The organism is Agrobacterium sp. 719_389 (genome assembly GCF_900188475.1).
GTDB classification, from domain to species: domain Bacteria; phylum Pseudomonadota; class Alphaproteobacteria; order Rhizobiales; family Rhizobiaceae; genus Agrobacterium; species Agrobacterium radiobacter.
The window spans coordinates 147511-172558 of record NZ_FYEM01000012.1 but is presented as its reverse complement, the minus strand read 5'-3'; the positions used below and the strand labels follow the sequence as shown (position 1 = coordinate 172558).

Genomic DNA, 25048 nt, shown 5'->3' with positions numbered 1-25048 from the left:
TCCTCAGGCCTTGGGAGGCGCGCCCTTCTGGTAGCGTGAAACGAGTTGGATCAGACCCAGGCAACCCCAGGTGATGCCGAAGGAAATCACGGCAAGGGCCGCCGGTTCATAGGCGCGGTTGGCGCCGAGCAGCTGCATATAGGGGCCGAAGGCCGGGCGGTTCAAAAGGGCCGCCATGGTGAATTCACCGATGACGATGGCGAAGGTCAAAAACGCGCCCGAGAGCACCGCGACCAGAACATTGGGCAGGATGATGCGCGACAGGATGGTCGTCCACCCCGCGCCAAGGCTTTGCGCTGCTTCCGTCAGCGTCGAGACGTCGATGGTCCTGAGACCGGTGTCGACGGCGCGGTACATGTAGGGCAGGGCGAGCGTGGCATATCCGAACATCAGAAGAAGGTTTGTGCCGAAGGTCGTGCCGGTCAGCGGCAGCCAGCTGGAGGTGTTGTAAAGCCTGATGTAACCGAACACGATGACGATGGCAGGAATGACCAGCGGCAGAAGAGTAATGAATTCGATATAGGGCCGCAGGCCCGGCAGTTTCAGCCGCACCCAATAGGCCGTTGGCACGACCAGCAGAACGCCGAAGACGATGGTGAACAGCGCCATCACGACGGAATAGCTGAAGGTCTCCTGAAAACGCGGATCGGTAAGCACCTTGGCATAGGCGTCGAAGGAATATTCGCCGCGCCGCATTTTCAGCGAGAAGTTGGTCATGCCGATCAGCGGCAGGGCGAAATAGAGCAGGCCGAAAATCAGCGCGCCCCAGGCGAAGAAACGCTTCATTTCAGCCACCTTTCGCTGCGGGCGCGCAGCCAGATATAAAGTGCATTGGCGATGCCGGTGACGACGATCATGCCGAAGGCAAGCGCATAACCGAGATGCGGATTGCCGAGAACGTCGCCACGGATCTGCGCGAAAAGCAGGATCGGTACGATGTTGAGCGAGGAGCCGGTGAGCGCGATCGCGGTTGCCACTGCGCCGAAGGCGTTGGCAAACAGCAGCGACATGGTGCCGAGCAGCGACGGCAAAAGGATGGGGAAGGCGACCATGCGCCAATATTGCAGGCCGGTTGCGCCGAGAATTTCGGCTGCCTCGCGCCATTCGCGCTTCAGGCCATCAAGTGCCGGCGTGATGATGAGGATCATCAGCGGTATCTGGAAGAACAGATAGGTGACGGTGAGGCCCCAGAAGGACAGGATGTTGAAGCCCAAAAGCCTGAGATCAATGCCGACCTGCGTCTTCAGAAAGACGGTAAGCAGGCCGACCGGGCCGAGCGTGGCGATGAAGGCGAAGGCAAGCGGCACGCCGGCAAATTGCGAAGCGACGCCGGAAAAGGTGAGAAGCGGGCCGCGAATGCGCTGCGGCAGGCCGCCAAGCACCACGGCTGCGGCGACGGCAAAGCCGATCAGGCAGCCGAGTGCTGCCGAGGCAAGGCTGATCTTGATCGAAATCCAGTAGGCGGCAAGGATTGATGAGGTGAAAAGCCCGGCAATGTTTTCCAGCGTGAAGCTGCCATCCGTCTGCTGAAACGCGCCGATGACGATCTTCATCGTCGGCAGGATCAGAAACAGCAGAACAAAAACGGCAAAAGGTACGATTCCTATCCAGTGAAGAGGCAACTTCCTGCCCGCATCGGATGGTCCGCCGGTGTTGGTCGATGACATGCCTTGTCCCCAAACGCCGTTTTTAAAACGGTCTGTCTATTAAGGTATTCATTATAAAAGAAGCACCCCGGCTTTGATCGGCCGGGGCGCATTTTCAACAGTTTACTTCACGTTCGCGCCGACGACGCTGTCCCAGCCGCCGGTGACGGCAGCCTTGTTGGCGTCGACTTCCTCGAGTGTCGGGAAGATCGCCTTTTCATAGGCTGCTGCGGGCGGCAGGCTGTCGATCAGTTCCTGCGGAACCTTGCCGGCCTTGACCATGGCGTTGAAGCGGATCGGGTGGCAATAGCCCTTCAGCCAGCCGAGCTGACCGTCGTCGGAATAGAGGTGTTCCATCCAAAGCTTGGCGGCGTTCGGATGCGGCGCGTAGGCGGAAATGCCCTGAACGTAAACGCCGGCGAGAACGCCCTTCTCAGGAACGACGACTTCCGTGGGCGGGTTGTCGTTCAGCGTCTTCTTCCAGGAAAGGGCGTTATAGTCCCAGGCGATGATGATCGGGGTCGCACCCTGGGCCAGCGTGCCGGCCTTGCCGATGACCGGAAGGAAATTGCCCGCCTTGTTGAGGTCGGCGAAATACTTCAGGCCGGCTTCACCGGCTTCCTTGCCGGACTTCGCACCGGTGGAAAGACCGGCGGCGAGAACGCCGAGGATTGCCTGGTTGGAGGCGCGCGGATCGCCGGCAAGCGCTACCTGACCGGAATATTCCGGCTTCTGCAGGTCGGCCCAGTCCTTCGGCGTGTTCTTGACGAGGTCCTTGTTCACGAACATCGACATGACGCCGTAATAGTCGCCGTACCAGTAACCTTCCGGATCCTTCACATTGTCAGGAATTTCGTCCCAGGTGGAGACCTTGTAAGGCTGCAGCAGGCCTTCGGCCTTCATCTGCGGGCCGAAGGCGAGACCGACGTCAACGACGTCAGGAGCCTGCGGGCCCTTGTTGTCCTTGTTCGCCTTGATGGCTTCGACTTCATCGGCGGAGCCGGCGTCGGGGTTCAGCTCGTTGACGGTGATTTCCGGGTATTTTGCCTTGAAAGCGGCAATCACGTCGCCGTAACCACACCAGTCGTGCGGCAGCGCGACGGTGGTCAGCATGCCTTCCTTCTTGGCGGCGGCGATCAGTTCGGCGCTCGGTTCAGCGGCGGCAATCGCGGTGGAGGCGATGACCAGCGCGGTGGTCGTAGCAAGCAGTCGGCGGCAGTGAGAGATCACTTTTTTCTCCTCTTCGTGTTCTCATATTGCGGACGCTGATACGGATTCTCGATGAAGCTAATGTGACGGCCAGATTACAAATTATTTATCCGGATTCCGGCACTTTACACTCGTTTTCCGCCATTATCAGGATTGTATGCCTGTAATTGCGGGAGTTGCCCGTTGTCGTCCGTTAGACCAGATGCGTTCCCCAGCTTGGTGTTTTCCCCTGTTTTATCGTGCTGGTGGCGATGACAGGTATCCAATCAGCGTGCGGCATCCGCGTCAAGTCGTATGCCGGCTATGCAAATTCATGTTCTTTCCGGCCTGCGGAACAGCCGTGTCTGTTCAAACAGGCCTTCCAGCGCGTTCATGCGTTCCTTGGTTTCATCCCAGGTGCCGCTCTGCACCGCCTCGATCAGGGCTTCGACCACGAACAGGGTGACAACGGAGGAATCCCATGCCGAGGGAGCCTCGATCCTGACGCGGAAAATGTGCAGCGCATGGCGCGCCACCGGCGATGTCCATTGATCGGTGAAGAGAATGATCTGCACGCCGTTGGCCTTGGCCACTTCGGCAAGCGTCGTCATATCATGTTCGTAGCGGCGGATATCGAAGATGACGAGCACATCGCCGGCGCTCATATTGAGCATATATTGCGGCCAGGCGCTGGAATTGGACGACATCAGCGTCGTTTTCGGGCGGATCACCTGCATATGGGTGAAGAAATATTCGGCAATCGCGCCGGTGATGCGCCCGCCGACAAAATAGATGCTGCGCTTGCGGTCGGAAAGCAGCGCGGCGGCATTGTCGAAGACAGCGGTGTCGAGGTCACTCAGCGTATCGCGCAGATTGCCGGTAATGGCGTCGGCGAAGCGGTTGAGAATGTGCAGGCCGGGCGCATTGGTGGCCCAGCGGTCGTGTTTGGCGACGGGGCCGGAGATCGTTGCTTCCAGTTCCTGATGCAGATGCGCCTGAAATTCCGGATAGCCCTTATAACCGAGTTTTTGCACCATGCGCGCCACCGTTGGCGTCGAAACGCCGGCATTTTCCGCGATCGTGGTGATGCTGCCGAGGCCGGAGACGGGGTAGTTGCCGAGCAGGCTTTCCGCCAGCCGTTTTTCCGAACGGGTCAGCGCGCCGTAATGGGCATGGATGACATCCGACACGGTCGCCGTCGTGCTGCGCAAATTTTTCCCCTTTCCGGTCTTCTGCCGGTGCATGGCTAAAATAAACATCTGTGCCAGCTATCGAGTCAATGGGGAAAATGAAGAGAAAATTTCAAAATTCCATTTGACACTCGCAATAATGTGAAGAATTCTTTTCGTCATTGGCGGAACACGGGGTTTCCGGGTGGGGTTCGTGCATGACGGTGCGTTCACGGTTTTTCACAGAAGCGGAAGGGCAGGCCGTCGGCGTTGAGAATGCGGCGGCGAAAGGCGATGTCCTTCTCGTCTGCGAGCATGCCTCCGCCACCATACCGCAGAAATATGGCACGTTGGGTCTTTCGCCGGATGTGCTTTCGAGCCATGCGGCCTGGGATCCGGGCGCTCTGGCCGTTGCCCGGCTGCTTTCTGAAAAATTTGACGCCACGCTCGTCTATCAGCGCTTTTCACGTCTCGTCTATGATTGTAACCGGCCGCCCGAATCGCCTTCCGCCATGCCGGTGAAAAGCGAGATTTACGATATTCCCGGCAATTTCGAGCTTAGCGAAGCGGAGCGGTTCGCCCGCACGTCAGCGCTTTATGTGCCGTTTCATGACCGGGTGAGCGAGATTATCGCCAAACGGCAGGCGGATGGCCGCAAGGCGGTGGTGGTAACCATTCACAGTTTCACGCCCGTTTATCACGGCCGGTTCCGAAAGGTTGAGATCGGCATCCTGCACGATAGCGACAGCCGCCTGGCGGATGCGATGCTGGCGGGCGCCGAAGGGTCTTCGCTCACGGTCAATCGCAATGATCCCTATGGTCCGGAAGACGGCGTGACACATACGCTTCGCCTGCATGCGCTGCCGGACGGGCTTTTGAACGTCATGATCGAAATCCGCAACGATCTCATCGCCAATGAAGGAGATCAGGCGACTATTGCCGGTTTTCTCCATGAGCTCATGGAGAAGGCGCTCTCGTCGCTTGACGGGTGAGGGAGCAAGGGCTGGCCGATGGTGAAAGCACCGGGGCCGCCATCAAAACGAGACTGCCGCCATTCAATAAAGCCGGAAAGGCGCGAAGCGGCAAGGGAACAGCAAGTGCGTGCGGCAGAGCGAGGGAAGCACCCGCGTGAAGCCGGAAACTGGGGCACAATCGGCCAATAACGGCTGACTGGCTTGTTTTTTTCTTATCAGGAGAGAAGGGCATGGACAGTTCATCATCAGGCGTCAGCTACAAGAAGGCTGATGCATCCTATTTCGAAAAACGCGGACTATCCCGTTATGCGGGCGTGTGGTCGCTGTGGTCACTCGGCGTCGGCGCGGTCATATCCGGGCATTTTTCCGGATGGAATTTCGGCTTTTCCACCGGCGGCTGGGGCGGCATGCTGGTGGCGGGCATCATCATCGCCATCATGTATCTCGGGCTGACATTTTCGATCGCGGAAATGAGCCCGGCCTTGCCGCATACGGGTGCGGCCTATTCCTTCGCCCGCACGGCCATGGGTCCATGGGGCGGGTTCATCACCGGACTTTGCGAGAATGTCGAATATGTGCTGACGCCGGCGGTCGTCGTCACCTTCATCACGGCCTATGTGAACTCCATTCTCGGCCTTGATCCGGCCTATTCACCCTTCGTGTGGATAGCGTTCTATCTGATCTTTCTTGCGCTCAATGTCTTCGGACTTGAGCTTTCCTTCAAGGTCACACTTGTTATCACACTGATTTCGCTCGCCGTTCTGGTGTTCTTCTGGATCAGCGCCATTCCCAATATCGATTTTTCGCGTTTCGCGCTCAATATCGGTGTCGGACCTGATGGCAAGGCGGTGGAGCTGCCGGAAGGTGGCGGTTCCTTCTTCCCCTTCGGTTTCTCGGGCGTTCTCGCCACGCTGCCTTTCGCGGTCTGGCTGTTCCTCGCCATCGAGCAGCTGCCGCTGGCGGCTGAAGAATCAGTCGATCCCAAACGAGACATGCCCAAGGGCATCATTCTCGGCATGGTGACGCTGATGGTCTCGGCCTTCATGATCGTGCTGCTCAACCCATCCCTGCCGGGCGTTGGCGCCTTCCATCTCAGCTCCTCGCTCGAGCCGCTGCTTGATGGCTTCAAGGCGATCTACGGCGATGGCGGCGTGGTGGTGCTGGGTCTTGTTGCCTTGACCGGCCTGATCGCCAGCTTCCATACGATCCTTTATGCGCAGGGCCGGCAGATCTATTCGCTGTCGCGTGCGGGTTATTTCCCGACCGTGCTGTCGATCACCCACTCGAAATACCGCACACCCTATGTCGCCAATATCTCCGGCGCGATTGTCGGCCTCGCTGTCATGCTTGTCATCTGGTTCTCGCTGGGTGCGGAACAGGGCGGCAGCATCATCGGCAGCGTGCTTTTGAACATGGCAGTGTTCGGTGCCATGTTCTCCTACATCATGCAGGCGATTTCCTTCATTCTGCTGCGGAAGAACCTGCCGCATATCGAGCGGCCGTTCCGCTCGCCCTTCGGCATTCCGGGCGCGGTGCTGACTGTTATCATCGCCATCGTCACGCTGCTTTACCAGATCCAAGATCCAAACTTCACCAAGGGCGTGCTCTGGGTCGCCGTCTGGTTTGCCGTGGCGATCGCCTATTTTGCCTTTGTCGGACGCCATCGCCTCATCCTGTCGCCGGAAGAGGAATTCGCGATGGAGCACAAGCAGGCTGCGGTTACCGCAGCGGCTGCAAAGGCCTGATGCACAAACAAACGGGCGGCCGCATCCCGGCCGCCCGGTCGCCACAATAAAAGGGAACGGACAAAAATGACGAGCTACACATTCGACGCGCTTAAAATGGATGTCGCCGAGGGGCGCATCGACACGGTTCTGGCCTGCCTTGTCGACATGCAGGGGCGTCTGATGGGCAAACGGTTCCAGGCGGAATTCTTCGTCGAAAGCGCCTTTGAGGAAACCCATAGCTGCAACTATGTGCTTGCCACCGACATGGAGATGGAAACCGTTCCCGGTTACAAATCCTCCAGCTGGGAAAAGGGCTATGGCGATTATGTGCTGAAGCCAGACCTTTCGACGCTGCGGCGCGTGCCATGGCTGGAAGGCACGGCGCTGGTGCTTTGCGACGTGCTTGACCATCACACCCATGAGGAAGTGCCGCATTCGCCGCGCGCGCTTCTCAAAAAGCAGGTGGCGCGGCTGGAGGCCATGGGGCTGAAGGCCTATATGGCGACTGAGCTGGAATTCTTCCTGTTCGACCAGACCTTCGATGCGGCGCGCGCCAACGGTTACAAGGGGTTGAACCTCGCCAGCGGTTATAATGAGGATTACCACATCTTCCAGACGACCAAGGAAGAGGATGTCATGCGGGCGCTGCGCAAGGGCTTGCAGGGCGCCGGCATTCCGGTCGAAAATTCCAAGGGTGAGGCATCCGCCGGCCAGGCGGAAATCAACGTTCGTTACGCCGATGCGCTGACCATGGCCGACCGACACGCCATCATCAAGAACGCCACCAAGGAGATCGCCTGGTCGAAGGGCAAGGCTGTGACCTTCCTTGCGAAGTGGAACTACAATGCCGCCGGCAGTTCCTCGCATATTCATCAGTCGCTGTGGAGCGTCGACGGCAAGACGCCTGCTTTCCTCGACAAGGACGCCAAGCACGGCATGTCGGAGCTGATGCGGCATTATGTTGCCGGGCTTCTCGCTCATGCCAGCGAGATCACCTATTTTCTCGCCCCCTATATCAATTCCTACAAGCGGTTCATGGCTGGCACGTTTGCGCCCACCAAGGCGATCTGGAGCCTCGACAACCGCACGGCGGGATATCGCCTCTGCGGCGAAGGCACCAAGGGCATCCGCATCGAATGCCGCGTCGGCGGCTCCGATCTCAATCCCTATCTCGCCATGGCGGCTTTGCTTGCGGCAGGCATTGACGGCATCGAAAATAAACTTGAACTTGAGCCCGCTTTTGTCGGCGATGCCTATGGCGGCAAGGACGTGCGCGAGATACCCAAGACCCTGCGTGACGCCACCGCGTTTCTGGACGGATCGAAAATGCTGCGAAAGGCCTTCGGCGACGATGTGATCGACCATTATGTCCATGCCGGACGGTGGGAACAGGAAGAATACGACCGCCGCGTGACCGACTGGGAAGTGGCGCGCGGTTTCGAACGAGCCTAATCATTACGGGAAAACATCATGACCATGATCCAGAATATCTCGCCCATCGACGGCTCGGTTTATGCCGAGCGGGAGGCGATGTCGCTGGAAGCGGCGCGCGCCGCCGTTTCGAAGGCGCGCAAGGCGCAAAAGGATTGGGCGCGACGTCCGCTTGAGGACCGCGTTCAGCTGGTTCTGAAGGGTGTTGCGCGCCTCAATGAAATGGTGGCGGAAGTCGTGCCGGAACTGGCGCATATGATGGGCCGTCCGGTTCGTTACGGCGGCGAGTTCAAGGGTTTCAACGAGCGCTCCAACTATGTCGCCTCCATCGCGGCCGATGCGCTGGCGCCGCTCGTCATCGAGGAAAGCGGCAATTTCGAACGCCGCATCGAGCGCGAAGCGCATGGCGTGGTCTTCGTCATTGCTCCCTGGAACTATCCTTACATGACGGCGATCAATACCGTTGCGCCCGCCCTGATGGCCGGCAATACGGTTGTTATCAAGCATGCGGCGCAGACGCTGCTGGTCGGCGAGCGCATGGTGCGGGCTTTCCTAGAGGCCGGCGTGCCGGAAGATGTCTTCATCAACGTCTTCCTCGACCACGCCACGACCTCGGCGCTGATTTCCGAAGGCCTATTCAATTTCGTCAACTTCACCGGTTCGGTGGAAGGCGGCCGCGCCATCGAGCGCGCCGCAGCCGGCACCTTCACCGGTCTCGGGCTTGAGCTCGGTGGCAAGGACCCCGGTTATGTGATGGAGGACGCCGATCTCGACGCCGCCGTCGATACGCTGATGGATGGCGCCACCTATAATTCCGGGCAATGCTGCTGCGGCATCGAGCGCATCTACGTCAACGAAAACCTCTACGACGAATTCGTCGAGAAGTCCGTCGCCTGGGTGTCCAACTACAAGCTCGGCAATCCGCTGGAGCAGGAAACCACTCTTGGGCCGATGGCCAACAAGCGTTTCGCCAAGGTGGTGCGCGCGCAGATCGCCGATGCCGTCTCAAAGGGTGCGAAGGCGCTGGTCGATCCGAAGCTCTTCCCTGCCGACGACGGTGAAGGCGCCTATGTCGCGCCGCAAATCCTCGTCAATGTCGATCATTCCATGGAGTTCATGACCGAAGAAACCTTCGGCCCTGCTCTTGGCATCATGAAGGTCAGACATGACGACGAAGCCATCGCGCTGATGAATGACAGCAAATACGGCCTGACCGCCTCGCTCTGGACGCAGGATGCAGCGCGTGCCGGGCGCATCGGCCGTGAGATCGAAACCGGAACCGTGTTCATGAACCGCGCCGATTATCTCGATCCCGCCCTTTGCTGGACCGGCGTGAAGGAAACGGGCCGCGGCGGCTCGCTCTCCATTCTTGGTTTCCAGAACCTGACCCGACCGAAATCCTACCATCTGAAGAAAGTCACGAAATGAATATCGTCGCCAACTGGAGCTATCCCACCGCCGTCAAGCTTGGCCGTGGCCGGATCAAGGAACTGGCGGAAGCCTGCAAGACGCTCGGCATCAAAAAGCCGCTTCTCGTGACCGATCGCGGCCTTGCCAACATGGCGATCACCGCACATGCGCTCGATGTGCTGGAAGAGGCTGGCCTTGGCCGTGCAATTTTCGCCGAGGTCGATCCGAACCCCAACGAGATCAACATGGAAGCCGGCGTCAAAGCCTACCGCGATGGCGGCCATGACGGCGTCGTCGCCTTCGGCGGCGGTTCGGGCCTCGATCTCGGCAAAACAATCGCCTTCATGGCCGGGCAGACGCGCCCGGTCTGGGATTTCGAGGATATTGGCGACTGGTGGACGCGGGCGGATGCCGCCAAGATCGCCCCGATCGTCGCGGTGCCGACCACGGCGGGCACCGGTTCGGAAGTCGGCCGCGCCAGCGTCATCACCAATTCGCAGACCCATGTGAAGAAGATCATCTTCCATCCGAAGCTGTTGCCCGGCGTCGTCATCTGCGATCCGGAGCTTACAGTCGGCATGCCGAAGGTCATTACGGCCGGCACGGGCATGGATGCCTTTGCCCATTGCCTCGAAGCCTATTCATCGCCGTTCTTCCATCCTATGAGCGCCGGTGTGGCGCTGGAGGGCCTGCGTCTCGTCAAGGAATTCCTGCCGCGCGCCTATAAGGACGGCACGGACATCGAAGCGCGCACCAATATGATGGCGGCGGCGGCGATGGGGGCGGTTGCGTTCCAGAAGGGCCTCGGCGCCATTCACTCGCTCTCGCATCCGATCGGTGCGGTCTACAATACCCATCACGGCATGACCAATGCCGTCGTGATGCCTGCGGTGCTGCGCTTCAATCGCCCGGCCATCGAAGACAAGATCGCCCGCGCGGCCGCCTATCTCGGCATTTCCGGCGGTTTCGACGGCTTCTATGACTATGTGCTCGAGCTTCGCAAGGAACTCGGCGTGCCGGAAAACCTGACCGCCATGGGCATCAAGCCTGACCGTATCGATGAGCTTACGGCGGAGGCGATCAAGGATCCGAGCTGCGGCGGCAATCCGGTGCCGATGACGCTCGAGAATACAAAGAAGCTGTTCGAGGACTGCTTCTGATGAGCCCTGCCATTCGCTAGGTTTATGAGAGGCCGAGTGGGTGCGATTTTCGTCTTCTCGCCGGCGGGGAGAAGAAACAAGCCGCACCGTCGTGCCCTGCATCAGGACAGGGCTGAGATACGATCTGTAATCCATGAAGCCCGCGATGATCCAGTCGCGGGCTTTTTGTTGTCCCCAAAAACGATCTTAGCCTTTTCTTAACCATCTTCGTTAAGGTTATGGAAAGCACCATGATTGGTTCGGTGCGTGAATGAGCATGAAACGGCTCTGACCAACAGGGGGTATCATGTCAGTCATCACTTTCGCCAATACCAAGGGCGGCGCTGGAAAAACCACGGCTGTGCTGCTTCTCGCGACCGAACTGGCCAGCAGCGGCCACCGCGTGACGGTTCTGGACGCCGATCCGCAATTGTGGATTTCCCGCTGGCGCGAATTATCAGGCGACATCGAAAATCTCTCGGTGATTTCGCATGTGACGATGGCCTCGCTCGAGGGTCATATTCGCGAAAACAAGGCCAACACCGACTGTTTCATCATCGACCTTCCGGGAGCGAAAACGCCGCTTCTGACGATGGCGCTCGGTATTTCCGATCATGTGCTTATCCCGGTACAGGGTTCAGCCATGGATGCGCGCGGCGCTGCCGAGGTTCTCGATCATATCGAATTCCTGAACCGCAAGATGGGCAAGGCGATCGCCCATTCCATCGTGCTGACGCGGGTCAATGCCATGGTGGCGACGCGCTCCCTGCTTCTCGTCAAAATGCTGCTGGCTGAGAAGAACGTCTCGGTTCTCAATACGCCGATTGTCGAGAGAGCAGCCTATCGCGATATTTTCGATTATGGCGGCACGCTTCTCTGTCTCGACAAGGACAAGGTCAGCAATATCGACAAGGCCGTGGAGAATGCGAAAGCCTTCGCGACTGAGGTCGTCGGCCTTCTGCCGCAACGGCTTCTGCGGCTCGGCACGCAACCTGCGCGCCTCTTCACCCGCAAAGCCGCCTGAGAGCCGGAGCTGCCTGAAGCGCAGGGACAGGTTCCGTCCGCCTGCTTAAGGCCAGAGGACATTTCCGGGCCGTCAAGGCGCATAGCCGCGCAGCTTGTTGTAACGTGTGACCTGCTCCTTGGTCAGCAGCTTCACCGTTTCGAGATGAGCGGCAAGGTGGATGTATCTCAGCCTGGCGCGGCTTTCTTCAATACGGTCGAGCTGCGCGCGCAGTTGATCCGCATTGATCGCGCCGGTACGGAAGCTGGCATCCAGCGCCGCTTCGCCGGCGATCATTTGCCTGCCCTCTGTCGCGGCATCTTTCCGCATGGTTTGAAACAGCTGCTGGACGGCGGCGGTCTGCTCCGCCGTCAGCGCCAGTTCGGTCGCCATCTTGCTGACATGTGAGGGACCCGGCATACCGTTGAGATCGGCGGCTTTCGCAAAGCCCCATCCGCCTCCCTGTTCCAATTCGGCAATATCTTCAGCCGACAGGCTCTTGATGGTTCGGCTCTGCTGGCCCGCATAGGGCGATTGGTGGAGATGCCGCTCTTCCCCGGCGGCTGAGAGGGGGAGAAGAGCGGTTAGGAAGACAAGAACCGTGGATTTCATGAGGCTACTCGGGTTGTTGCGATCCCCTGAGCTTGCCAGCCGGCCGGTTTGCCGGACATGATAGAAATCATGTCGAGTTCGATTTTTGACCAGCTTCGCCCGAGGGCGTCCATCTCCCGATCCTTTGAAAAAGGTGAATACCTTTTTCATCAGGGCGATCCCATTCACATGCTGGCGCTGGTCGCCGAGGGCTGCGTCCACCTGATGCGGTTTCAGGCGGATGGACATAGTGCAGTGTTGCAGCGCGCGGGGCCCCTGACGATTCTTGCCGAAGCCTCGGTCTTCTCGAAGCAATATCACTGCGACGCCATCGCGATGACGGCAGGGCGCGCATTGTTCGTGTCCATCAGCACGCTGCGGCAATTGCTGGAACGCGAACCCGCATTCGCACTCGAATGGATAAATCATATCTCCGGCGAGCTAAAAAAGGTCAGGACGCGGGCGGAAATATTGGCGCTACGCTCGGTCAGCGCGCGGCTTGAAGCATGGATCACCGTCAACGAAGGCAGGCTTCCGCCCAAGGGGCAATGGAAGAGCCTCGCGGCTGAAATAGGCGTTTCTGCCGAGGCTTTATATCGGGAAATAGCCAGACGCCCGGCTTCATCCGACTAACCGGGCGCAGGCAGAAAATTATTCGCTTGATTTGGAAATGATCGTTTCCTATATTGCGGCCATGACCAATATCGCCCAACCCAATTCTCAGGAGCAGCGCCATCGCGGCAGGCCACGCGAGTTCGATCTCGACCGTGCACTTGATGGCGCGATCCGCGTTTTTTCCAGACGAGGTTACCACGCTACCTCCGTTGGTGATCTCACCGATGCGATGGAACTGGCGCAGGGCAGTCTTTACAAGGCCTTCAAGGACAAGAAGGCCGTGTTCATCGCCACGATGGAGCGCTACAGGATCGTACAGACCGGGCGTTTCGAGGCAGCGGTGGCCGGCTTCGATACCGGTTATGAGCGCCTTAGGGCAGGCCTGATGTTCTATGCGGAACGGTCGCATGGTGGTGTCGGCTCTGACGGATGTCTGGTGGTTGGTGCTGCTGCCGATCTGGCCGCCCTGGATGACGACATTGCAGTTGTGGTCGAGCGGGCCGTGAAGGCGAGGGAGCGCATCGTCGCCCGTCTCGTTGCCGAAGGGCAGAAGGATGGTTCCGTAGGTTCAAAGGCTGATCCCGATGATCTCGCCCGGGCGATGTTGTGCATGATGTACGGCATGCGCGTGGTGGGAAAGACGGGGCGCAGCCTCAAAGACATGGTGGCCGTGGTGGATATCGCCATGAAGCTTGCCGAGTGATTTTATGACTATTTAGGAAACGATTGTTTCCATATTGGAGAGAATGATGACGACGCGTGTAATTGAAGGGGATGATGTTGAGGCAACATCCATTTCCCCGGCCTTGACTTTCCTCCTGGCGACAGCCTGCGGACTGATTGCCGCCAACCTTTATTATGGCCAGCCGCTTGCCGGCATCATCGGGGCGGAACTTGGTCTTTCCGCCGGCGCTACCGGCCTTATCGTAACCCTGACTCAGATCGGTTACGGTATCGGTCTGCTGTTTGTCGTGCCGCTTGGCGATCTCGTTGAAAACCGCAAGCTGGTCGTCAGTTCCGTCGCGATGGCGGTGCTTTCCCTCGTGGGAGCGGCATTCGCGCCGCATGCGGCCCCGTTTCTGATTGCGGCCTTTCTCGTCGGCGTCAGTTCGGTGGCGGTACAGGTCATCGTTCCCTATGCCGCCCATATGGCGCCGCACGCCATTCGCGGGCGGGTGGTCGGTAATGTCATGAGCGGGCTGATGGCCGGCATCATGCTGGCGAGGCCGGTTTCCAGCCTGTTGTCGGAAGTGGTGTCCTGGCGCGGTGTGTTTCTGACGTCTGCGGCAGTCATGGCGCCTCTTGCCGTGGTGCTTTTCCGGCTTCTGCCCGCCCGTATGCCCGATGCGCGGCTGAGCTATGGGGCCTTGATGGCCTCGATGGGCCGGCTGGCGCTGCACACGCCGATCCTGCGGCGGCGGGCGATCTATCACGCCTTCCTGTTTGCGGCTTTCAGCCTGTTCTGGACCACGACGCCGCTTTATCTGAGCGGACCGCATTTCAATCTGAGTCAGGGTGAGATTGCGCTCTTTGCACTGGCCGGTGCGGCCGGCACCGTGGCCGCGCCGATTGCCGGGCGGATGGCCGATCGCGGCTGGACGCGTGCGGCCACCTTCTTTGCACTGGTGGCGGTGGCGCTCTCCTTCGCCGTCACGCATCTGGCGCCTGAAGGTTCACATCTGGCGCTCGCCATTCTGGTCGTCGCAGCCATCGTTCTGGATTTCGGCGTCACCACCAATCTGGTGCTCGGCCAGCGGGCGATCTTTACGCTCGGAGCGGAATTCCGCAGCCGCCTGAACGGTATCTACATGGCGACGTTTTTCATGGGCGGCGCGATCGGTTCCGCCGTGGGCGGCTGGGCTTATGCCGTTGGCGAATGGCAAGCCGCCTCGTGGATCGGCTTTGCCTTGCCGGTGGCAGCCCTTCTATATTTCCTGACGGAAAAGCGCGACTGAAACGCCATCAACGAAAAAAGCCCGGCGGACCAAACCGCCGGGCTTTTTCTTTTTCTTCCAGCCGATTTATTCCGCGAATTCGACCACCACGCCGGGACGGACCATTTTCGCCAGCTCGGTCGCATCCCAGTTGGTCAGGCGGATACAGCCGTGGCTGTTGGTCTTGCCGATCTTGGACGGTTCCGGCGTGCCGTGAATGCCGTAAGTCGGCTTCGACAGGGCGATCCATACCGTGCCGACCGGGCCGTTCGGACCCGGCGGGATCTGCAGGATCTTGTCGTTCTGGCCCTGCTTGAAGTTGATCTTCGGATTATAGGTGTAACCCGGATTGAGCGCGATGCGCTCCACCGTATGCGTGCCGCTCGGCGAGGGCGTATCCGTGGAACCGATAGTGGCGGGATAGGCTGCGATCAGGTTGCCGTCCTGACCATAAGCGAAGACCTGCTTGATGCCCTTGTGCGCAACGATACGGGCGACCTGCCCCTTCTTCGTCTCGCCCGGATTAACGACCTTGATGATCGTACCGGGCACGGAGAAATCGATGCCGGGGTTCAGTTCCTTCAGGTAGTTCTCATCCATATGGAAGCGTTCGGCCAGCGCCTCGGACGTGGAGGTGAAGGAGAGCGCCGGCAATTGTGATTTTGCGGCATAGTCGTCCGGAATGGAGGCGACATAGGGGCCTGCGGCATCGGCAGCAGTGATCGTATAATCCACGATCGGCATGCCGCCGGAGGCGCGCAGCCGCTCCAGAATATCATCGGAATTGTTCGGATCGAGCTTTTCGCCGGTCATGTCCTGCCAGGCGGCAATCGCCTTGTTGACGTTGTCGCCCATCTTGCCGTCGATAACGCCGGGCGAGATGCCCTCGCGATCGAGGAAGGTCTGCAGCGCGACGATCTCCTGACGCGAGCGGTTGACAGGTGTGGTCACCGGCGTATGCCGCTCAATCAGGTGATCCGGCTGCGGAACGGCGGCCGTGGTGCTCTCGCCGGGCATCGGTTGACCGAGTGGGCCGCTTTCAACCGCGCCGGGCGCGGGAACGGAACCGGTATAGAAATTGTCGTCGGAGCCGTCGCCGCGATATTCGCGGTAATCGCGCACGCTGCCATTGTCCTGATAGCCATAGTCGCGCTGCGGCTCGCGATACTGGCCGCCGGGGGCGGGCGGATAATAGGTGGTGTCGCGCTGGCGTGCCTGCTGACGCTGCTGATAACCGGAGGGCATTTCGGTGGCCAGGAGATTGCCGTACTGGTCGTAAAACACCGTGCGACCCATCGCATCACGGCTGATGACGATATCACCGCGCTCCGGCATGAAGTCGAGCACACGACCGTCCGGAGTGACCAGCATTGTCTGCTGCTGGTCGCCATAACGCTGCTGCGCGCCAGCCTGGAGCGGGGCGATAACCGCCACCAGCGCGACTGTCAGACCCAGAGCTGCGTTAAGAAACTGTTTCACGATTCTGCTATCCCTTGCTTGTTCACCGATAAACACACCGCAATCTTGACCCTATTGTGAAAAAGGTGAATTCGCGGTTAATGCAATCTTAATTTCCGTCACGGTTAGTAGCGTTTCCGTGAACCATGCGTTTTTAGTGCCACAGGGAGGTTGTCTTGCGTTCGTTTCAGGCTGGCAGGTCGCCACGCATTTTCCTCGATGAAACCTCCGTTTTCGATATCGGCGCTTGCGTCGTCGATGGCATCGATATCGCGCCCGGCCGCGCCATTCCCGATGATGGCGATGCGCGTATCGACCATTCGCTGGAAGGCTTTCTGTTCACCTGCGGTCCCGACCATATCCGCCATCCCGAACCGATCGATGGCGACGGTGAGGGGCGTCGATATCCGCTGCATGGCTCCTTCTCCTCGCATCCCGCGACGATCATCGTCTTCGATGTTCAGGAGTCCAATGCGCTGGCGCGCGTCGAGGTTCCCGTAAAGCTCGCCGATGGTGGCACAGCACTGCTGGAACGGACATGGAGCATCCATGGCGAAAGCGGCGAAGTCAGCCTTGATGACAGGATCGTCAATACGTCAGACCGGCCGATCCCGGTATTCCTGATGTATCACATGAATGTCGGCGCCCGCCTGTTTGATGATGCCGTGCGGCTTGAAGGCGCGATGCTGGATGGCGGCGGCCACGGCTGGCGTTTTGGCGAGGAGCCGGGCAATGTTTTCTGTGTTTCCGCCGGCAAGGACGAATGGGCGGAATTGAAGCTTGGCCCGATTGCGGCCATTGGCGGGAAGACACTGACCGTGCGTTTTCGCACGGAGACGCTGCCCTATCTGCAAATGTGGCGTAACCAGCAGGAGCCCGCCAATGTGCTCGGCATCGAGCCGGTTTCGCATCGCTGGGTGGGGCGTGGCGAGCTTGAGGCGGCGGGCGAGTTCAATATTCTTCAGCCGGGCGAAAGCCGTTCCTTCGGCCTGCGCTTTTCCATCCTCTGAGCTGTACCGAATGAAGGCCGCGCATCATTGACGCATGGGGTTTGACCGCTTACATCGGATGCGGATTTAAGGATGACAGCCAGCGGCGCGGACGCCGGTTTCAGCGGAGGTATGACATGGATATCAGGCGCATAGACGACGAATATTCGGTAACGGGACAGATCAGCGTCGCCGATCTGGACGAGATCAAGGCGCTCGGCTTCAAGTCGATCGTCTGCCACCGCCCCGACGGCGAAGAAGACGGCCAGCCGCTTTTTGCCGATATTGCCGAGCGTGCGGAACAGCTTGGCCTCACCATCATGCATGTGCCTGTTGGCCGATATGGCGTCGACGCCGATGCCGCTGCCGGCATGGTGGATGCGCTGGACGAATTGCAGCGTCCGATGCTCGGTTATTGCCGCTCCGGCGCGCGCTCGACGGCCATCTACGAAAAGACCCATCACCTGCGCGGCTGATTTTCCGCACATCCCGACTTTTAATGCCAATCAACAGGAGTTTTTCATGACCATCAAGCGTATCGAGCCGGGCAAGCGCATGAGCGGCGCCGTCGTTCACGGCAACACCGTTTACCTGGCCGGCCAGGTTGGCGAAGGTACGAGCGTTACGGAACAGAGCAAGTCTGCTCTCGCTGAAGTCGACCGCCTGCTGGCCGCTGCCGGTTCGGACAAGTCGAAGATCCTGCAGACGATCATCTACCTCTCCGACATGTCCACCTTCGGCGAAATGAACGCCGTCTGGGAAGGCTGGATCGACCCGGCAAACCCGCCGGCCCGCGCCACCAGCGGTGCACCATTGGCAACGCCGGATTACAAGGTTGAGTTCATCGTGACCGCTGCTCTCTGAGCATCCGTCTGATTTTTGAGAAAGGCCGGGTCGCGGAAAGCGGCCCGGCCTTTTTTGATGAGAAAATTCGAAACCTTCGTTTCGTCATCCTCGGGCTTGTCCCGAGGATCCAATCACCTATCGCAATTTGATAGGTTGCAGATGCTCGGGACAGGCCCGAGCATGACGGAGGAGAGGGGATTGTCCCAGGTTTGTGAATCGCTTGGAAACGTCACTTCAAAAGCTAAGCAAGCGCCTTCTCAAACAGCTTCAACGTCGTCACCCGCTCCGCAAACCACAGCCTGGCCAGATCGCTCGCCGAGGCGAGATCGATGCCTTCAGGGTCGATGGAGGTGATCGTCCAGCGGCCGCTTTTTGCGCCGGCCAGAACGGCAAGCCGGGATGCTTCGCCCTTGATGGCGTTAAGGCGGATGGCTTCGCTTTCCGCCGCCGCCATCAGTTCGTCTGCGCCTGACAGATCGGTGCGCAGATCGGCCGGGGTGATGTTGCTGGCATTGCGGGCCGGGCCGCCATTGATCTGCACACCTTCCGTCCGCAGCCGGTAAAGCCGCGTATCGGGAAGGGAGAGATAAAGCTTCGCTTTGGGGTAGCGGGCAATGTAGCGCGCGATGGCGAGTGGCCCTTTATCCGGGCCGATTTGTTCCGCCTTGCCCACCAGTGTCAGCCGCGGCAGCGTCAGCGCATCGCCCTTGCCGAAGGGGGCGAGCGTCAGCGAGATGCGCGGGTCCGCCTCCATGTTGCGGGCATGCAGCGTCAGCCCGGCGGCGAAGAAGAACGGCGTGCCATCCGGCTCGATGCCGATATTGGTCGCGGTCGTATAGGGATAACCGCTGACGGGATCGAGAGTGGCGAGCGCTGCCGTGCGGGATGTGTGCAGCACGTCGCGGGCCACGCGCACGGCCTCGAAAGGCGCGCCGGCCGAGGGTTCGATCTTTGCGCCGCGTGGAGTGATGACGGGAGGGGCGGTGTCCGGCATGTCGTATCCTAAGCTGTGAGTCGCAGTCAGGATTTACACCATGCCGGAACCATGTCCATGCGCAATGTCACGCGCGGGTTCTGATCTGCGTCAGGGTCCGTGTCGGCGTGATGGCTTCAGCGTCCAGCTTCGCCTCGATGATGGCCGGCTTGCCGCTTGCACGGGCCCGTTCGAAGGCGGCGGCGAAGTCTTCGGTCCTTTCCACCGTTTCGCCGTGGCCGCCATAGGCCTTGGCAAAGGCGTTGAAATCCGGGTTGACGAGATCCGTGCCGCTGACACGGCCGGGATATTCCCGCTCCTGATGCATGCGGATCGTGCCGTAGGTGCCGTTATTGACCAGCACGGTGATGATCGGCAGGCCGTAACGCACGGCAGTGATGAATTCCTGACCATGCATCATGAAACAGCCGTCACCGGCAAAACAGATCACCTCACGCTCCGGGAAAAGGTGCTTCGCGGCAACCGCCGCCGGCAGGCCGTAACCCATCGAGCCTGATGTCGGCGCCGATTGCGTGTTGTAGCGACGGAAACGATGGAAGCGATGCACCCAGGTGGCATAGTTGCCCGCGCCATTGGTGAAGATCGCATCCTCGGGCACATTCGCCTCGATCCAGTCCATGATCGGCCCCATCTGCACCGCGCCGGGGCCAGTCTGCGGTGGGGTGGACCAATTCAGATAGGCCGAATGCATGGCGGCGGTGCGGTCCGCCCATGCGGCATTCGCGGTAAGGGTGAGCGAGGAGAGGGCGGCAACGAAATCATCCGGCGCGGCGCAGATCGCAAGATCAGGACGGTAAACGCGGCCAAGCTCTTCGGCTTCGGGATAGATGTGGACGAGTTTCTGCGAGGGGTAGGGGATGTCGAGCAGCGTATAGCCGGAAGACGGCATTTCGGAGAGGCGGCCGCCGAGCAGAACGACGAGATCGGCCTCCTTGATCTCCTTGGTCAGCGCCGGATTGATGCCGATACCGACATCGCCCGCATAGGAGGGGCTCAGATGATCGAACAGCATCTGACGGCGGAAGGAACAGCCGACGGGAAGTTTGTGCTTTTCCGCAAAAGCCTTGAAGCCTGCGACGCTTTCCTCGGACCAGCGCGTGCCGCCGATGATGAAGACCGGGCGCTTTGCCTCATCAAGCATTTTCGCGAAGGCGGCCATCTGCGACGGGCCAGGATGTGCCTCGACGGGTGTGTAGGGCTTCGCCTGGGGCGCTTCGACCTCTTCCACCAGCATGTCTTCGGGCAGGGTCAGCACAACCGGGCCGGGGCGGCCGGAGGTGGCGACGGCAAAGGCGCGGGTGACGAATTCGGGAATGCGGCGGGCATCGTCGATCTCGCCCACCCATTTGGCGAATTCGGTGAAAGCGCGGCGATATTCCACTTCCTGAAACGCCTCGCGCTCACGCGCTTCGCGCTGCACCTGGCCGATGAAGAGGATCATCGGAATGGAATCCTGCCGTGCGATATGCAGGCCGGCCGAGGCGTTGGTTGCGCCCGGACCACGGGTCACCATGCAGATGCCGGGTTCGCCGGTCAGCCGGCCCCAGGTGTCGGCCATCATGGCGGCGCCGCCTTCCTGGCGGCAGACCACGGTTTCGATGCCGCTTTCATAAAGCGCATCCAGCACGGCGAGATAGCTTTCGCCCGGAACGCAGGAAACGCGGGAGACGCCATTGGCCTTCAGCGCTTCGACGATCAATTGCCCGCCTGTTCTTTTCATTCCGGCTGCAGTCATGGCGTCGTGGTCCTTTCGATGTTTTCCAGTTCGGCCAGCACCTGCGCCTGATGTTCGCCGAGCTTCGGGCTCGGGCGTTCATAGCGCAGCGGCGTTTGCGACATGATAATGGGTGTGCGGACACCGGGGATGACGGTGCCGTCTTCCGCTTCCAGATCGATGCGAAGGCCACGTGCCTGAACCTGTGGATCGGCGAACATTTCCTCGATGGAGTTGATCGGCCCGGCCGGGACGGCGTTCTTTTCGCAGGCGGTCAGAAGATCGCGCTTCTGCCATTTCAAGGTTTCCGTGGACACGATCTGTCGCACCTCGACCTTATGGGCCACGCGGGCCTTGTTCGTCGCGTAACGCTCGTCGTCGGCAATCGCGCCGATGCCGAGAATATTGCAGAGACGGCGGAACTGGCCGTCATTGCCGACCGCGAGGATCAGGAAACCGTCGGCAGTCGGCACCACCTCATAGGGGGAAATATTCGGGTGGGCGTTGCCGAGCCGGACGGGAGGCTTGCCGGAAATCAGGTAATTCATGTTCTGGTTCGCCAGCACGGCCGACTGCACATCGAGAAGCGCCATGTCGATGTGCTGGCCTTCGCCTGATCGAATGGCGTGGATCAGGGCCGCCTGAATGGCTGACACGGAATAGATGCCGGTAAAGATATCGGCAACCGCAACACCCGCCTTCATCGGCTGTCCGTCCGCTTCGCCCGTGATCGACATGAAACCGGACATGCCCTGCACGATATAGTCGTATCCGGCGAGATCGGCATAAGGCCCGGTCTGGCCGAAGCCGGTGATGGAGCAATAGATCAGCTTCGGATTGAGCGCCCGCAGGCTCTCGTAGTCGAGGCCATATTTGGCAAGCCCGCCGCGCTTGAAATTCTCGATGACGACATCGGCGGTGCGCACCAGCCGGCGCACCAGCTCGCAACCCTCAGGCGTCTTCAGATCGGCGACGATCGAGCGTTTGCCGCGATTGGTGGCGTGATAATAGGCGGCGGAGAGGTTTTCTCCATCGGCATCCTCGACAAAGGGCGGCCCCCATGCGCGGGTATCGTCGCCGCCTTCGGGGTTTTCCACCTTGATGACGTCGGCGCCCATGTCTGCCAGCATCTGCCCCGCCCAGGGACCGGCCAGAACACGCGCCAGCTCGATGACGCGAATGCCTGATAGCGGCGGTTTCCTGTTCGGCATGTCGGTCATCTGTCCCCCGGTATTTGTGTCTGCCGGTTTATAGACCGCTGCTTGCCGCGTCGCATGTGATTTTATCTCATGGACTTATTCCGTTTCGGCAAAGGCTGCCTCAATCGCCGACGACGCGCCCGCACCAGGCGGCGAAATCCGCCGCCACGGCCTGCCAGCCGATCTCGTTCAAGGTCTCGTGCCGCATGCCCTTGTAGATCGTGTGCTCGACATGGCTGAAGCCGGCCTCCCGGAAACGCTCCGCCAGCCAGACGATCTCTTGGCCGTCATTGGTGGCTGAATCCTGATCGCCGCTGACAAGCAGAAGCGGCAAGGTTTTCGGAAGGCGCTCAATGAGTTTCGGTGCACGAAAGGACATTTGGAAAACATCCTGCCACAGGGAAACACTTGCCTCGAACTGGCAGAGCGGATCTTCCACATAGGCATCCACTGCCGCCTTGTCATGGCTAAGCCAGTCCGCATGGGTGCGCTTTTCCGGCATTCGGGCATTCCATACGCGGAAGGTTGCCTTCGGCAGAATGGCGCTCGGCACATCAGAGCCTTTCAGCATTTTTTCCAGCCGCAACAGCACCTGCGCGACGCGGCCCATGAGGCCGGGGTTGAGATTGGAATTCCAGATCGACAGGCCGTCGAAGGCATCCGGATGGCTGACGGCGGTGTTAAGCGCCACGAGGCCGCCCATGGAATGGCCGAACAGGATCACCGGCAGGCCGGGGTGCCTTTCGCCGACCATCCGGCGCATCGCCATGACGTCGGCGATGACCTTTTCCGCGCCGTCCTTCCAGCCAAAACGGCCAAGAGGCGCATCTGCCGCTCTCGTGCGGCCATGGCCGCGATGGTCGTGGGCATAGACTTCGAAACCCTGCTTCGACATCACATCCGCGAACCGGCGATAACGTCCGGCATAGTCGACAAGGCCATGGCAGATCATCAGCACGCCGCGCGCCGGGGAAAGGGCGGAGGGCTGGTGGCGAAAGGCGATGGATGCGCCGGAGGGGGCTTCCAGTCTCTCAATACGGCTGAAGGCCAAGTCGTCGGTCGTTTCATTCATGATCGCGCCTGTCCTGCCATAACATCTCTTGTCATAATCATGGGGTCATAATCGTGCCAGAGGTTGCCCCAAGGTCCTATTTACCCTACATAGCGGCAAATTTCCCGATACGTACTCTTTAAAATCCGATGTGGAGCATTCGCTACAATGGCACGTCAATTCATCTATCACATGGCCGGGCTGAACAAGGCCTATGGCGCGAAGAAGGTTCTGGAGAACGTTCATCTCTCCTTCTACCCAGACGCCAAGATCGGTATCCTCGGCCCCAACGGCGCCGGTAAGTCGACTGTTTTGAAGATCATGGCCGGTCTCGACAAGGAATATACCGGCGAGGCATGGCTGGCCGAAGGTGCTACGCTCGGTTATCTCGAGCAGGAGCCGAAGCTCGACGAAAACAAGACCGTGATGGAAAACGTCATGGAAGGCGTGGCGAGCAAGACGGCCATCGTTGACCGCTACAACGAATTGATGATGAATTATTCCGACGAAACGGCGGATGAGGGCGCGAAGCTTCAGGACATCATCGACAGCCAGAACCTGTGGGATCTGGAAAACCAGGTTGAAATGGCCATGGACGCCCTGCGTTGCCCGCCCGGCGACTCGGCCGTAACCGGCCTTTCGGGTGGTGAACGCCGCCGTGTGGCGCTCTGCCGCCTGCTGCTGTCGCAGCCGGACTTGCTGCTGCTCGACGAACCGACCAACCATCTTGATGCGGAAACCATCGCCTGGCTCGAAAAGCACCTGCGCGACTATCCCGGCGCCGTGATGATGATCACCCACGACCGCTACTTCCTCGACAACGTGACGGGCTGGATTCTCGAGCTCGACCGTGGTCGCGGCATTCCATACGAAGGCAACTATTCCGCTTACCTGCAGGCGAAAGCCAAGCGCATGCAGCAGGAAGCCCGCGAAGACGCCTCGCGCCAGAAGGCCATCAGCCGCGAAAGCGAGTGGATCGCCTCCAGCCCCAAGGCACGCCAGACGAAATCCAAGGCGCGTATCAAGGCCTATGACGAGCTGGTGGAAGCAGCTGAAAACCGCCGTCCCGGCGACGCGCAGATCGTTATTCCGGTTGCCGAGCGTCTTGGCCGTGTCGTTATCGAGGCGGAAAACCTCACCAAATCCTACGGCGATCGGGTTCTGATCGAGAACCTCACCTTCAAGCTGCCTCCGGGCGGCATTGTCGGCGTCATCGGTCCGAACGGCGCGGGTAAGACCACCCTGTTTCGCATGATCACCGGTCAGGAACAGCCCGATAGCGGCTCGGTGACTGTCGGCGAGACGGTTCAGCTCGGTTATGTCGACCAGAGCCGCGATACGCTGGCGGGTGACAAGACTGTCTGGGAGGAAATCTCCGGCGGCAACGACATCATCAAGCTCGGCAAGTTCGAAGTGAACTCGCGCGCCTATTGTGGCGCCTTCAACTTCAAGGGCGGCGATCAGCAGCAGAAGGTCGGCAATCTCTCGGGTGGTCAGCGTAACCGCGTGCACCTTGCCAAGATGCTGAAGGCCGGCGGCAACGTGCTGCTGCTCGACGAACCGACCAACGACCTTGATACGGAAACGCTGGCAGCGCTCGAAGAAGCGCTGGAAGCCTTCGCCGGTTGCGCCGTTATCATCAGCCACGACCGCATGTTCCTCGACCGCCTGGCCACCCACATCCTCGCTTTCGAGGGTGACAGCCACGTGGAATGGTTCGAAGGCAACTTCGAAGACTACGAAAAGGACAAGGTCCGCCGTCTCGGCCCGGAAAGCATCAAGCCCGGCCGCGTGAGCTACAAGCGCCTGACGCGCTGATCGCTTTCGTCATTTCTTCAAAAAGGCCCGCCGTAAAGCGGGCCTTTTTCCGTGCAATAAGTGGACATCATCGTCTCGCACGACACTTTACGCTTGCATCGAACGCTACATCGACATAAAGATATCTTTATATCTTGATTAGCTTGCGAGGC

Annotated in this window: 23 protein-coding genes; 13 read left to right on the top strand and 10 right to left on the bottom strand. The window is 59.9% G+C overall.

Going from position 1 to position 25048, the window contains the following annotated elements; genetic code table 11:
* Window positions 1–3: 3 nt before the first annotated feature.
* The 4 genes from CFB10_RS20960 to CFB10_RS20940 form a co-directional block, all read right to left on the bottom strand.
* The gene (locus CFB10_RS20960) at window positions 4–786 is read right to left on the bottom strand and encodes an iron ABC transporter permease (protein WP_004430656.1); all 783 of its coding nucleotides are present in this window, start codon (window positions 784–786) and stop codon (window positions 4–6) included.
* Complete coding sequence (locus CFB10_RS20955) at window positions 783–1667, bottom strand: ABC transporter permease subunit (RefSeq protein WP_020009253.1); 885 nt, start codon at window positions 1665–1667, stop codon at window positions 783–785. The genes CFB10_RS20960 and CFB10_RS20955 overlap by 4 nt, the downstream gene beginning before the upstream one ends.
* Before the next feature lie 102 nt (window positions 1668–1769).
* Window positions 1770–2876 carry an ABC transporter substrate-binding protein gene (locus CFB10_RS20950; protein WP_020009254.1) on the bottom strand — a complete coding sequence of 369 codons (1107 nt, stop codon included), beginning with the start codon at window positions 2874–2876 and terminating at the stop codon, window positions 1770–1772.
* 290 nt (window positions 2877–3166) lie between these two features.
* Window positions 3167–4045: a MurR/RpiR family transcriptional regulator gene (locus CFB10_RS20940; protein ID WP_026363416.1), complete on the bottom strand. Its 879-nt coding sequence runs from the start codon at window positions 4043–4045 to the stop codon at window positions 3167–3169.
* A 176-nt stretch (window positions 4046–4221) separates the two neighbouring features.
* On the opposite strand from CFB10_RS20940, the gene CFB10_RS20935 reads away from it, so the two are divergent.
* The 6 genes from CFB10_RS20935 to CFB10_RS20910 all read left to right on the top strand — a co-directional run bounded on the left by CFB10_RS20935 (window position 4222) and on the right by CFB10_RS20910 (window position 11708).
* Window positions 4222–4995 (top strand): N-formylglutamate amidohydrolase, encoded by a 774-nt coding sequence (locus CFB10_RS20935; protein ID WP_020009256.1) that lies wholly within the window; start codon window positions 4222–4224, stop codon window positions 4993–4995.
* 212 nt (window positions 4996–5207) lie between these two features.
* Window positions 5208–6722, top strand: a complete 1515-nt coding sequence (locus CFB10_RS20930) for an amino acid permease (protein WP_004430663.1) — start codon at window positions 5208–5210, stop codon at window positions 6720–6722.
* 66 nt (window positions 6723–6788) lie between these two features.
* Window positions 6789–8156 carry a glutamine synthetase family protein gene (locus CFB10_RS20925; protein ID WP_004430664.1) on the top strand — a complete coding sequence of 456 codons (1368 nt, stop codon included), beginning with the start codon at window positions 6789–6791 and terminating at the stop codon, window positions 8154–8156.
* A gap of 18 nt (window positions 8157–8174) precedes the next feature.
* Complete coding sequence (locus tag CFB10_RS20920) at window positions 8175–9563, top strand: aldehyde dehydrogenase family protein (RefSeq protein WP_020009258.1); 1389 nt, start codon at window positions 8175–8177, stop codon at window positions 9561–9563.
* Entirely contained in the window at window positions 9560–10705 is a 1146-nt protein-coding gene (locus CFB10_RS20915; protein WP_020009259.1) for an iron-containing alcohol dehydrogenase, read from the top strand. Before CFB10_RS20920 ends, CFB10_RS20915 begins: the two co-directional genes overlap by 4 nt.
* A 286-nt stretch (window positions 10706–10991) precedes the next feature.
* On the top strand, window positions 10992–11708 hold the full coding sequence (locus CFB10_RS20910) for a ParA family protein (RefSeq protein ID WP_020009260.1): 717 nt from the start codon (window positions 10992–10994) through the stop codon (window positions 11706–11708).
* A 72-nt stretch (window positions 11709–11780) separates the two neighbouring features.
* Here the strand turns inward: CFB10_RS20910 and CFB10_RS20905 are convergent, their stop codons facing one another.
* A complete protein-coding gene (locus CFB10_RS20905) occupies window positions 11781–12299 on the bottom strand; it encodes a Spy/CpxP family protein refolding chaperone (RefSeq protein ID WP_020009261.1) in 519 nt (172 codons plus the stop codon).
* 57 nt (window positions 12300–12356) lie between these two features.
* Here CFB10_RS20905 and CFB10_RS20900 point away from each other — a divergent pair, with 57 nt between their 5' ends.
* From CFB10_RS20900 to CFB10_RS20890, 3 genes are read left to right on the top strand one after another with little or no spacing between them, the layout of a single operon-like run.
* Window positions 12357–12911 (top strand): Crp/Fnr family transcriptional regulator, encoded by a 555-nt coding sequence (locus CFB10_RS20900; RefSeq protein ID WP_020009262.1) that lies wholly within the window; start codon window positions 12357–12359, stop codon window positions 12909–12911.
* 37 nt (window positions 12912–12948) lie between these two features.
* The gene (locus CFB10_RS20895) at window positions 12949–13596 is read left to right on the top strand and encodes a TetR/AcrR family transcriptional regulator (protein ID WP_020009263.1); all 648 of its coding nucleotides are present in this window, start codon (window positions 12949–12951) and stop codon (window positions 13594–13596) included.
* A 46-nt stretch (window positions 13597–13642) separates the two neighbouring features.
* Window positions 13643–14848 (top strand): MFS transporter, encoded by a 1206-nt coding sequence (locus CFB10_RS20890; RefSeq protein ID WP_026363417.1) that lies wholly within the window; start codon window positions 13643–13645, stop codon window positions 14846–14848.
* A gap of 66 nt (window positions 14849–14914) precedes the next feature.
* Here CFB10_RS20890 and CFB10_RS20885 read toward each other — a convergent pair whose 3' ends face one another.
* Window positions 14915–16306, bottom strand: coding sequence for a L,D-transpeptidase family protein (locus tag CFB10_RS20885; protein ID WP_020009265.1), 1392 nt, complete (start codon window positions 16304–16306; stop codon window positions 14915–14917).
* Between the two features lie 155 nt (window positions 16307–16461).
* On the opposite strand from CFB10_RS20885, the gene CFB10_RS20880 reads away from it, so the two are divergent.
* From CFB10_RS20880 to CFB10_RS20870, 3 genes are all read left to right on the top strand, one after another.
* Window positions 16462–17295, top strand: coding sequence for an aldose 1-epimerase family protein (locus CFB10_RS20880; protein ID WP_020009266.1), 834 nt, complete (start codon window positions 16462–16464; stop codon window positions 17293–17295).
* A 116-nt stretch (window positions 17296–17411) separates the two neighbouring features.
* A complete protein-coding gene (locus tag CFB10_RS20875) occupies window positions 17412–17750 on the top strand; it encodes a TIGR01244 family sulfur transferase (RefSeq protein ID WP_020009267.1) in 339 nt (112 codons plus the stop codon).
* Between the two features lie 46 nt (window positions 17751–17796).
* Complete coding sequence (locus tag CFB10_RS20870) at window positions 17797–18138, top strand: RidA family protein (RefSeq protein WP_003494829.1); 342 nt, start codon at window positions 17797–17799, stop codon at window positions 18136–18138.
* 223 nt (window positions 18139–18361) lie between these two features.
* Here CFB10_RS20870 and CFB10_RS20865 read toward each other — a convergent pair whose 3' ends face one another.
* The 4 genes from CFB10_RS20865 to CFB10_RS20850 form a co-directional block, all read right to left on the bottom strand.
* Window positions 18362–19114 carry a HugZ family protein gene (locus CFB10_RS20865; protein ID WP_020009268.1) on the bottom strand — a complete coding sequence of 251 codons (753 nt, stop codon included), beginning with the start codon at window positions 19112–19114 and terminating at the stop codon, window positions 18362–18364.
* A gap of 67 nt (window positions 19115–19181) precedes the next feature.
* On the bottom strand, window positions 19182–20849 hold the full coding sequence (locus CFB10_RS20860; RefSeq protein ID WP_026363418.1) for a thiamine pyrophosphate-binding protein: 1668 nt from the start codon (window positions 20847–20849) through the stop codon (window positions 19182–19184).
* Window positions 20846–22048, bottom strand: a complete 1203-nt coding sequence (locus tag CFB10_RS20855) for a CaiB/BaiF CoA-transferase family protein (RefSeq protein ID WP_004430689.1) — start codon at window positions 22046–22048, stop codon at window positions 20846–20848. The genes CFB10_RS20860 and CFB10_RS20855 overlap by 4 nt, the downstream gene beginning before the upstream one ends.
* 100 nt (window positions 22049–22148) lie before the next feature.
* Window positions 22149–23099 (bottom strand): alpha/beta fold hydrolase, encoded by a 951-nt coding sequence (locus CFB10_RS20850; RefSeq protein WP_020009270.1) that lies wholly within the window; start codon window positions 23097–23099, stop codon window positions 22149–22151.
* Window positions 23100–23246: 147 nt separating this feature from the next.
* Between CFB10_RS20850 and ettA the strand changes: the two genes are divergently transcribed.
* Entirely contained in the window at window positions 23247–24896 is a 1650-nt protein-coding gene (gene ettA / locus CFB10_RS20845; protein WP_020009271.1) for an energy-dependent translational throttle protein EttA, read from the top strand.
* Window positions 24897–25048: the final 152 nt, after the last annotated feature.

Coding starts and splice junctions, on each gene's coding strand:
- CFB10_RS20960 (WP_004430656.1), bottom strand. CDS start 786: ATGAAGCGTTTCTTCGCCTGGGGCGCGCTGATTTTCGGCCTGCTCTAT.
- CFB10_RS20955 (WP_020009253.1), bottom strand. CDS start 1,667: ATGTCATCGACCAACACCGGCGGACCATCCGATGCGGGCAGGAAGTTG.
- CFB10_RS20935 (WP_020009256.1), top strand. CDS start 4,222: ATGACGGTGCGTTCACGGTTTTTCACAGAAGCGGAAGGGCAGGCCGTC.
- CFB10_RS20930 (WP_004430663.1), top strand. CDS start 5,208: ATGGACAGTTCATCATCAGGCGTCAGCTACAAGAAGGCTGATGCATCC.
- CFB10_RS20925 (WP_004430664.1), top strand. CDS start 6,789: ATGACGAGCTACACATTCGACGCGCTTAAAATGGATGTCGCCGAGGGG.
- CFB10_RS20920 (WP_020009258.1), top strand. CDS start 8,175: ATGACCATGATCCAGAATATCTCGCCCATCGACGGCTCGGTTTATGCC.
- CFB10_RS20915 (WP_020009259.1), top strand. CDS start 9,560: ATGAATATCGTCGCCAACTGGAGCTATCCCACCGCCGTCAAGCTTGGC.
- CFB10_RS20910 (WP_020009260.1), top strand. CDS start 10,992: ATGTCAGTCATCACTTTCGCCAATACCAAGGGCGGCGCTGGAAAAACC.
- CFB10_RS20905 (WP_020009261.1), bottom strand. CDS start 12,299: ATGAAATCCACGGTTCTTGTCTTCCTAACCGCTCTTCTCCCCCTCTCA.
- CFB10_RS20900 (WP_020009262.1), top strand. CDS start 12,357: ATGATAGAAATCATGTCGAGTTCGATTTTTGACCAGCTTCGCCCGAGG.
- CFB10_RS20895 (WP_020009263.1), top strand. CDS start 12,949: ATGATCGTTTCCTATATTGCGGCCATGACCAATATCGCCCAACCCAAT.
- CFB10_RS20890 (WP_026363417.1), top strand. CDS start 13,643: ATGACGACGCGTGTAATTGAAGGGGATGATGTTGAGGCAACATCCATT.
- CFB10_RS20875 (WP_020009267.1), top strand. CDS start 17,412: ATGGATATCAGGCGCATAGACGACGAATATTCGGTAACGGGACAGATC.
- CFB10_RS20870 (WP_003494829.1), top strand. CDS start 17,797: ATGACCATCAAGCGTATCGAGCCGGGCAAGCGCATGAGCGGCGCCGTC.
- CFB10_RS20865 (WP_020009268.1), bottom strand. CDS start 19,114: ATGCCGGACACCGCCCCTCCCGTCATCACTCCACGCGGCGCAAAGATC.
- CFB10_RS20860 (WP_026363418.1), bottom strand. CDS start 20,849: ATGACTGCAGCCGGAATGAAAAGAACAGGCGGGCAATTGATCGTCGAA.
- CFB10_RS20855 (WP_004430689.1), bottom strand. CDS start 22,048: ATGACCGACATGCCGAACAGGAAACCGCCGCTATCAGGCATTCGCGTC.
- CFB10_RS20850 (WP_020009270.1), bottom strand. CDS start 23,099: ATGAATGAAACGACCGACGACTTGGCCTTCAGCCGTATTGAGAGACTG.
- ettA (WP_020009271.1), top strand. CDS start 23,247: ATGGCACGTCAATTCATCTATCACATGGCCGGGCTGAACAAGGCCTAT.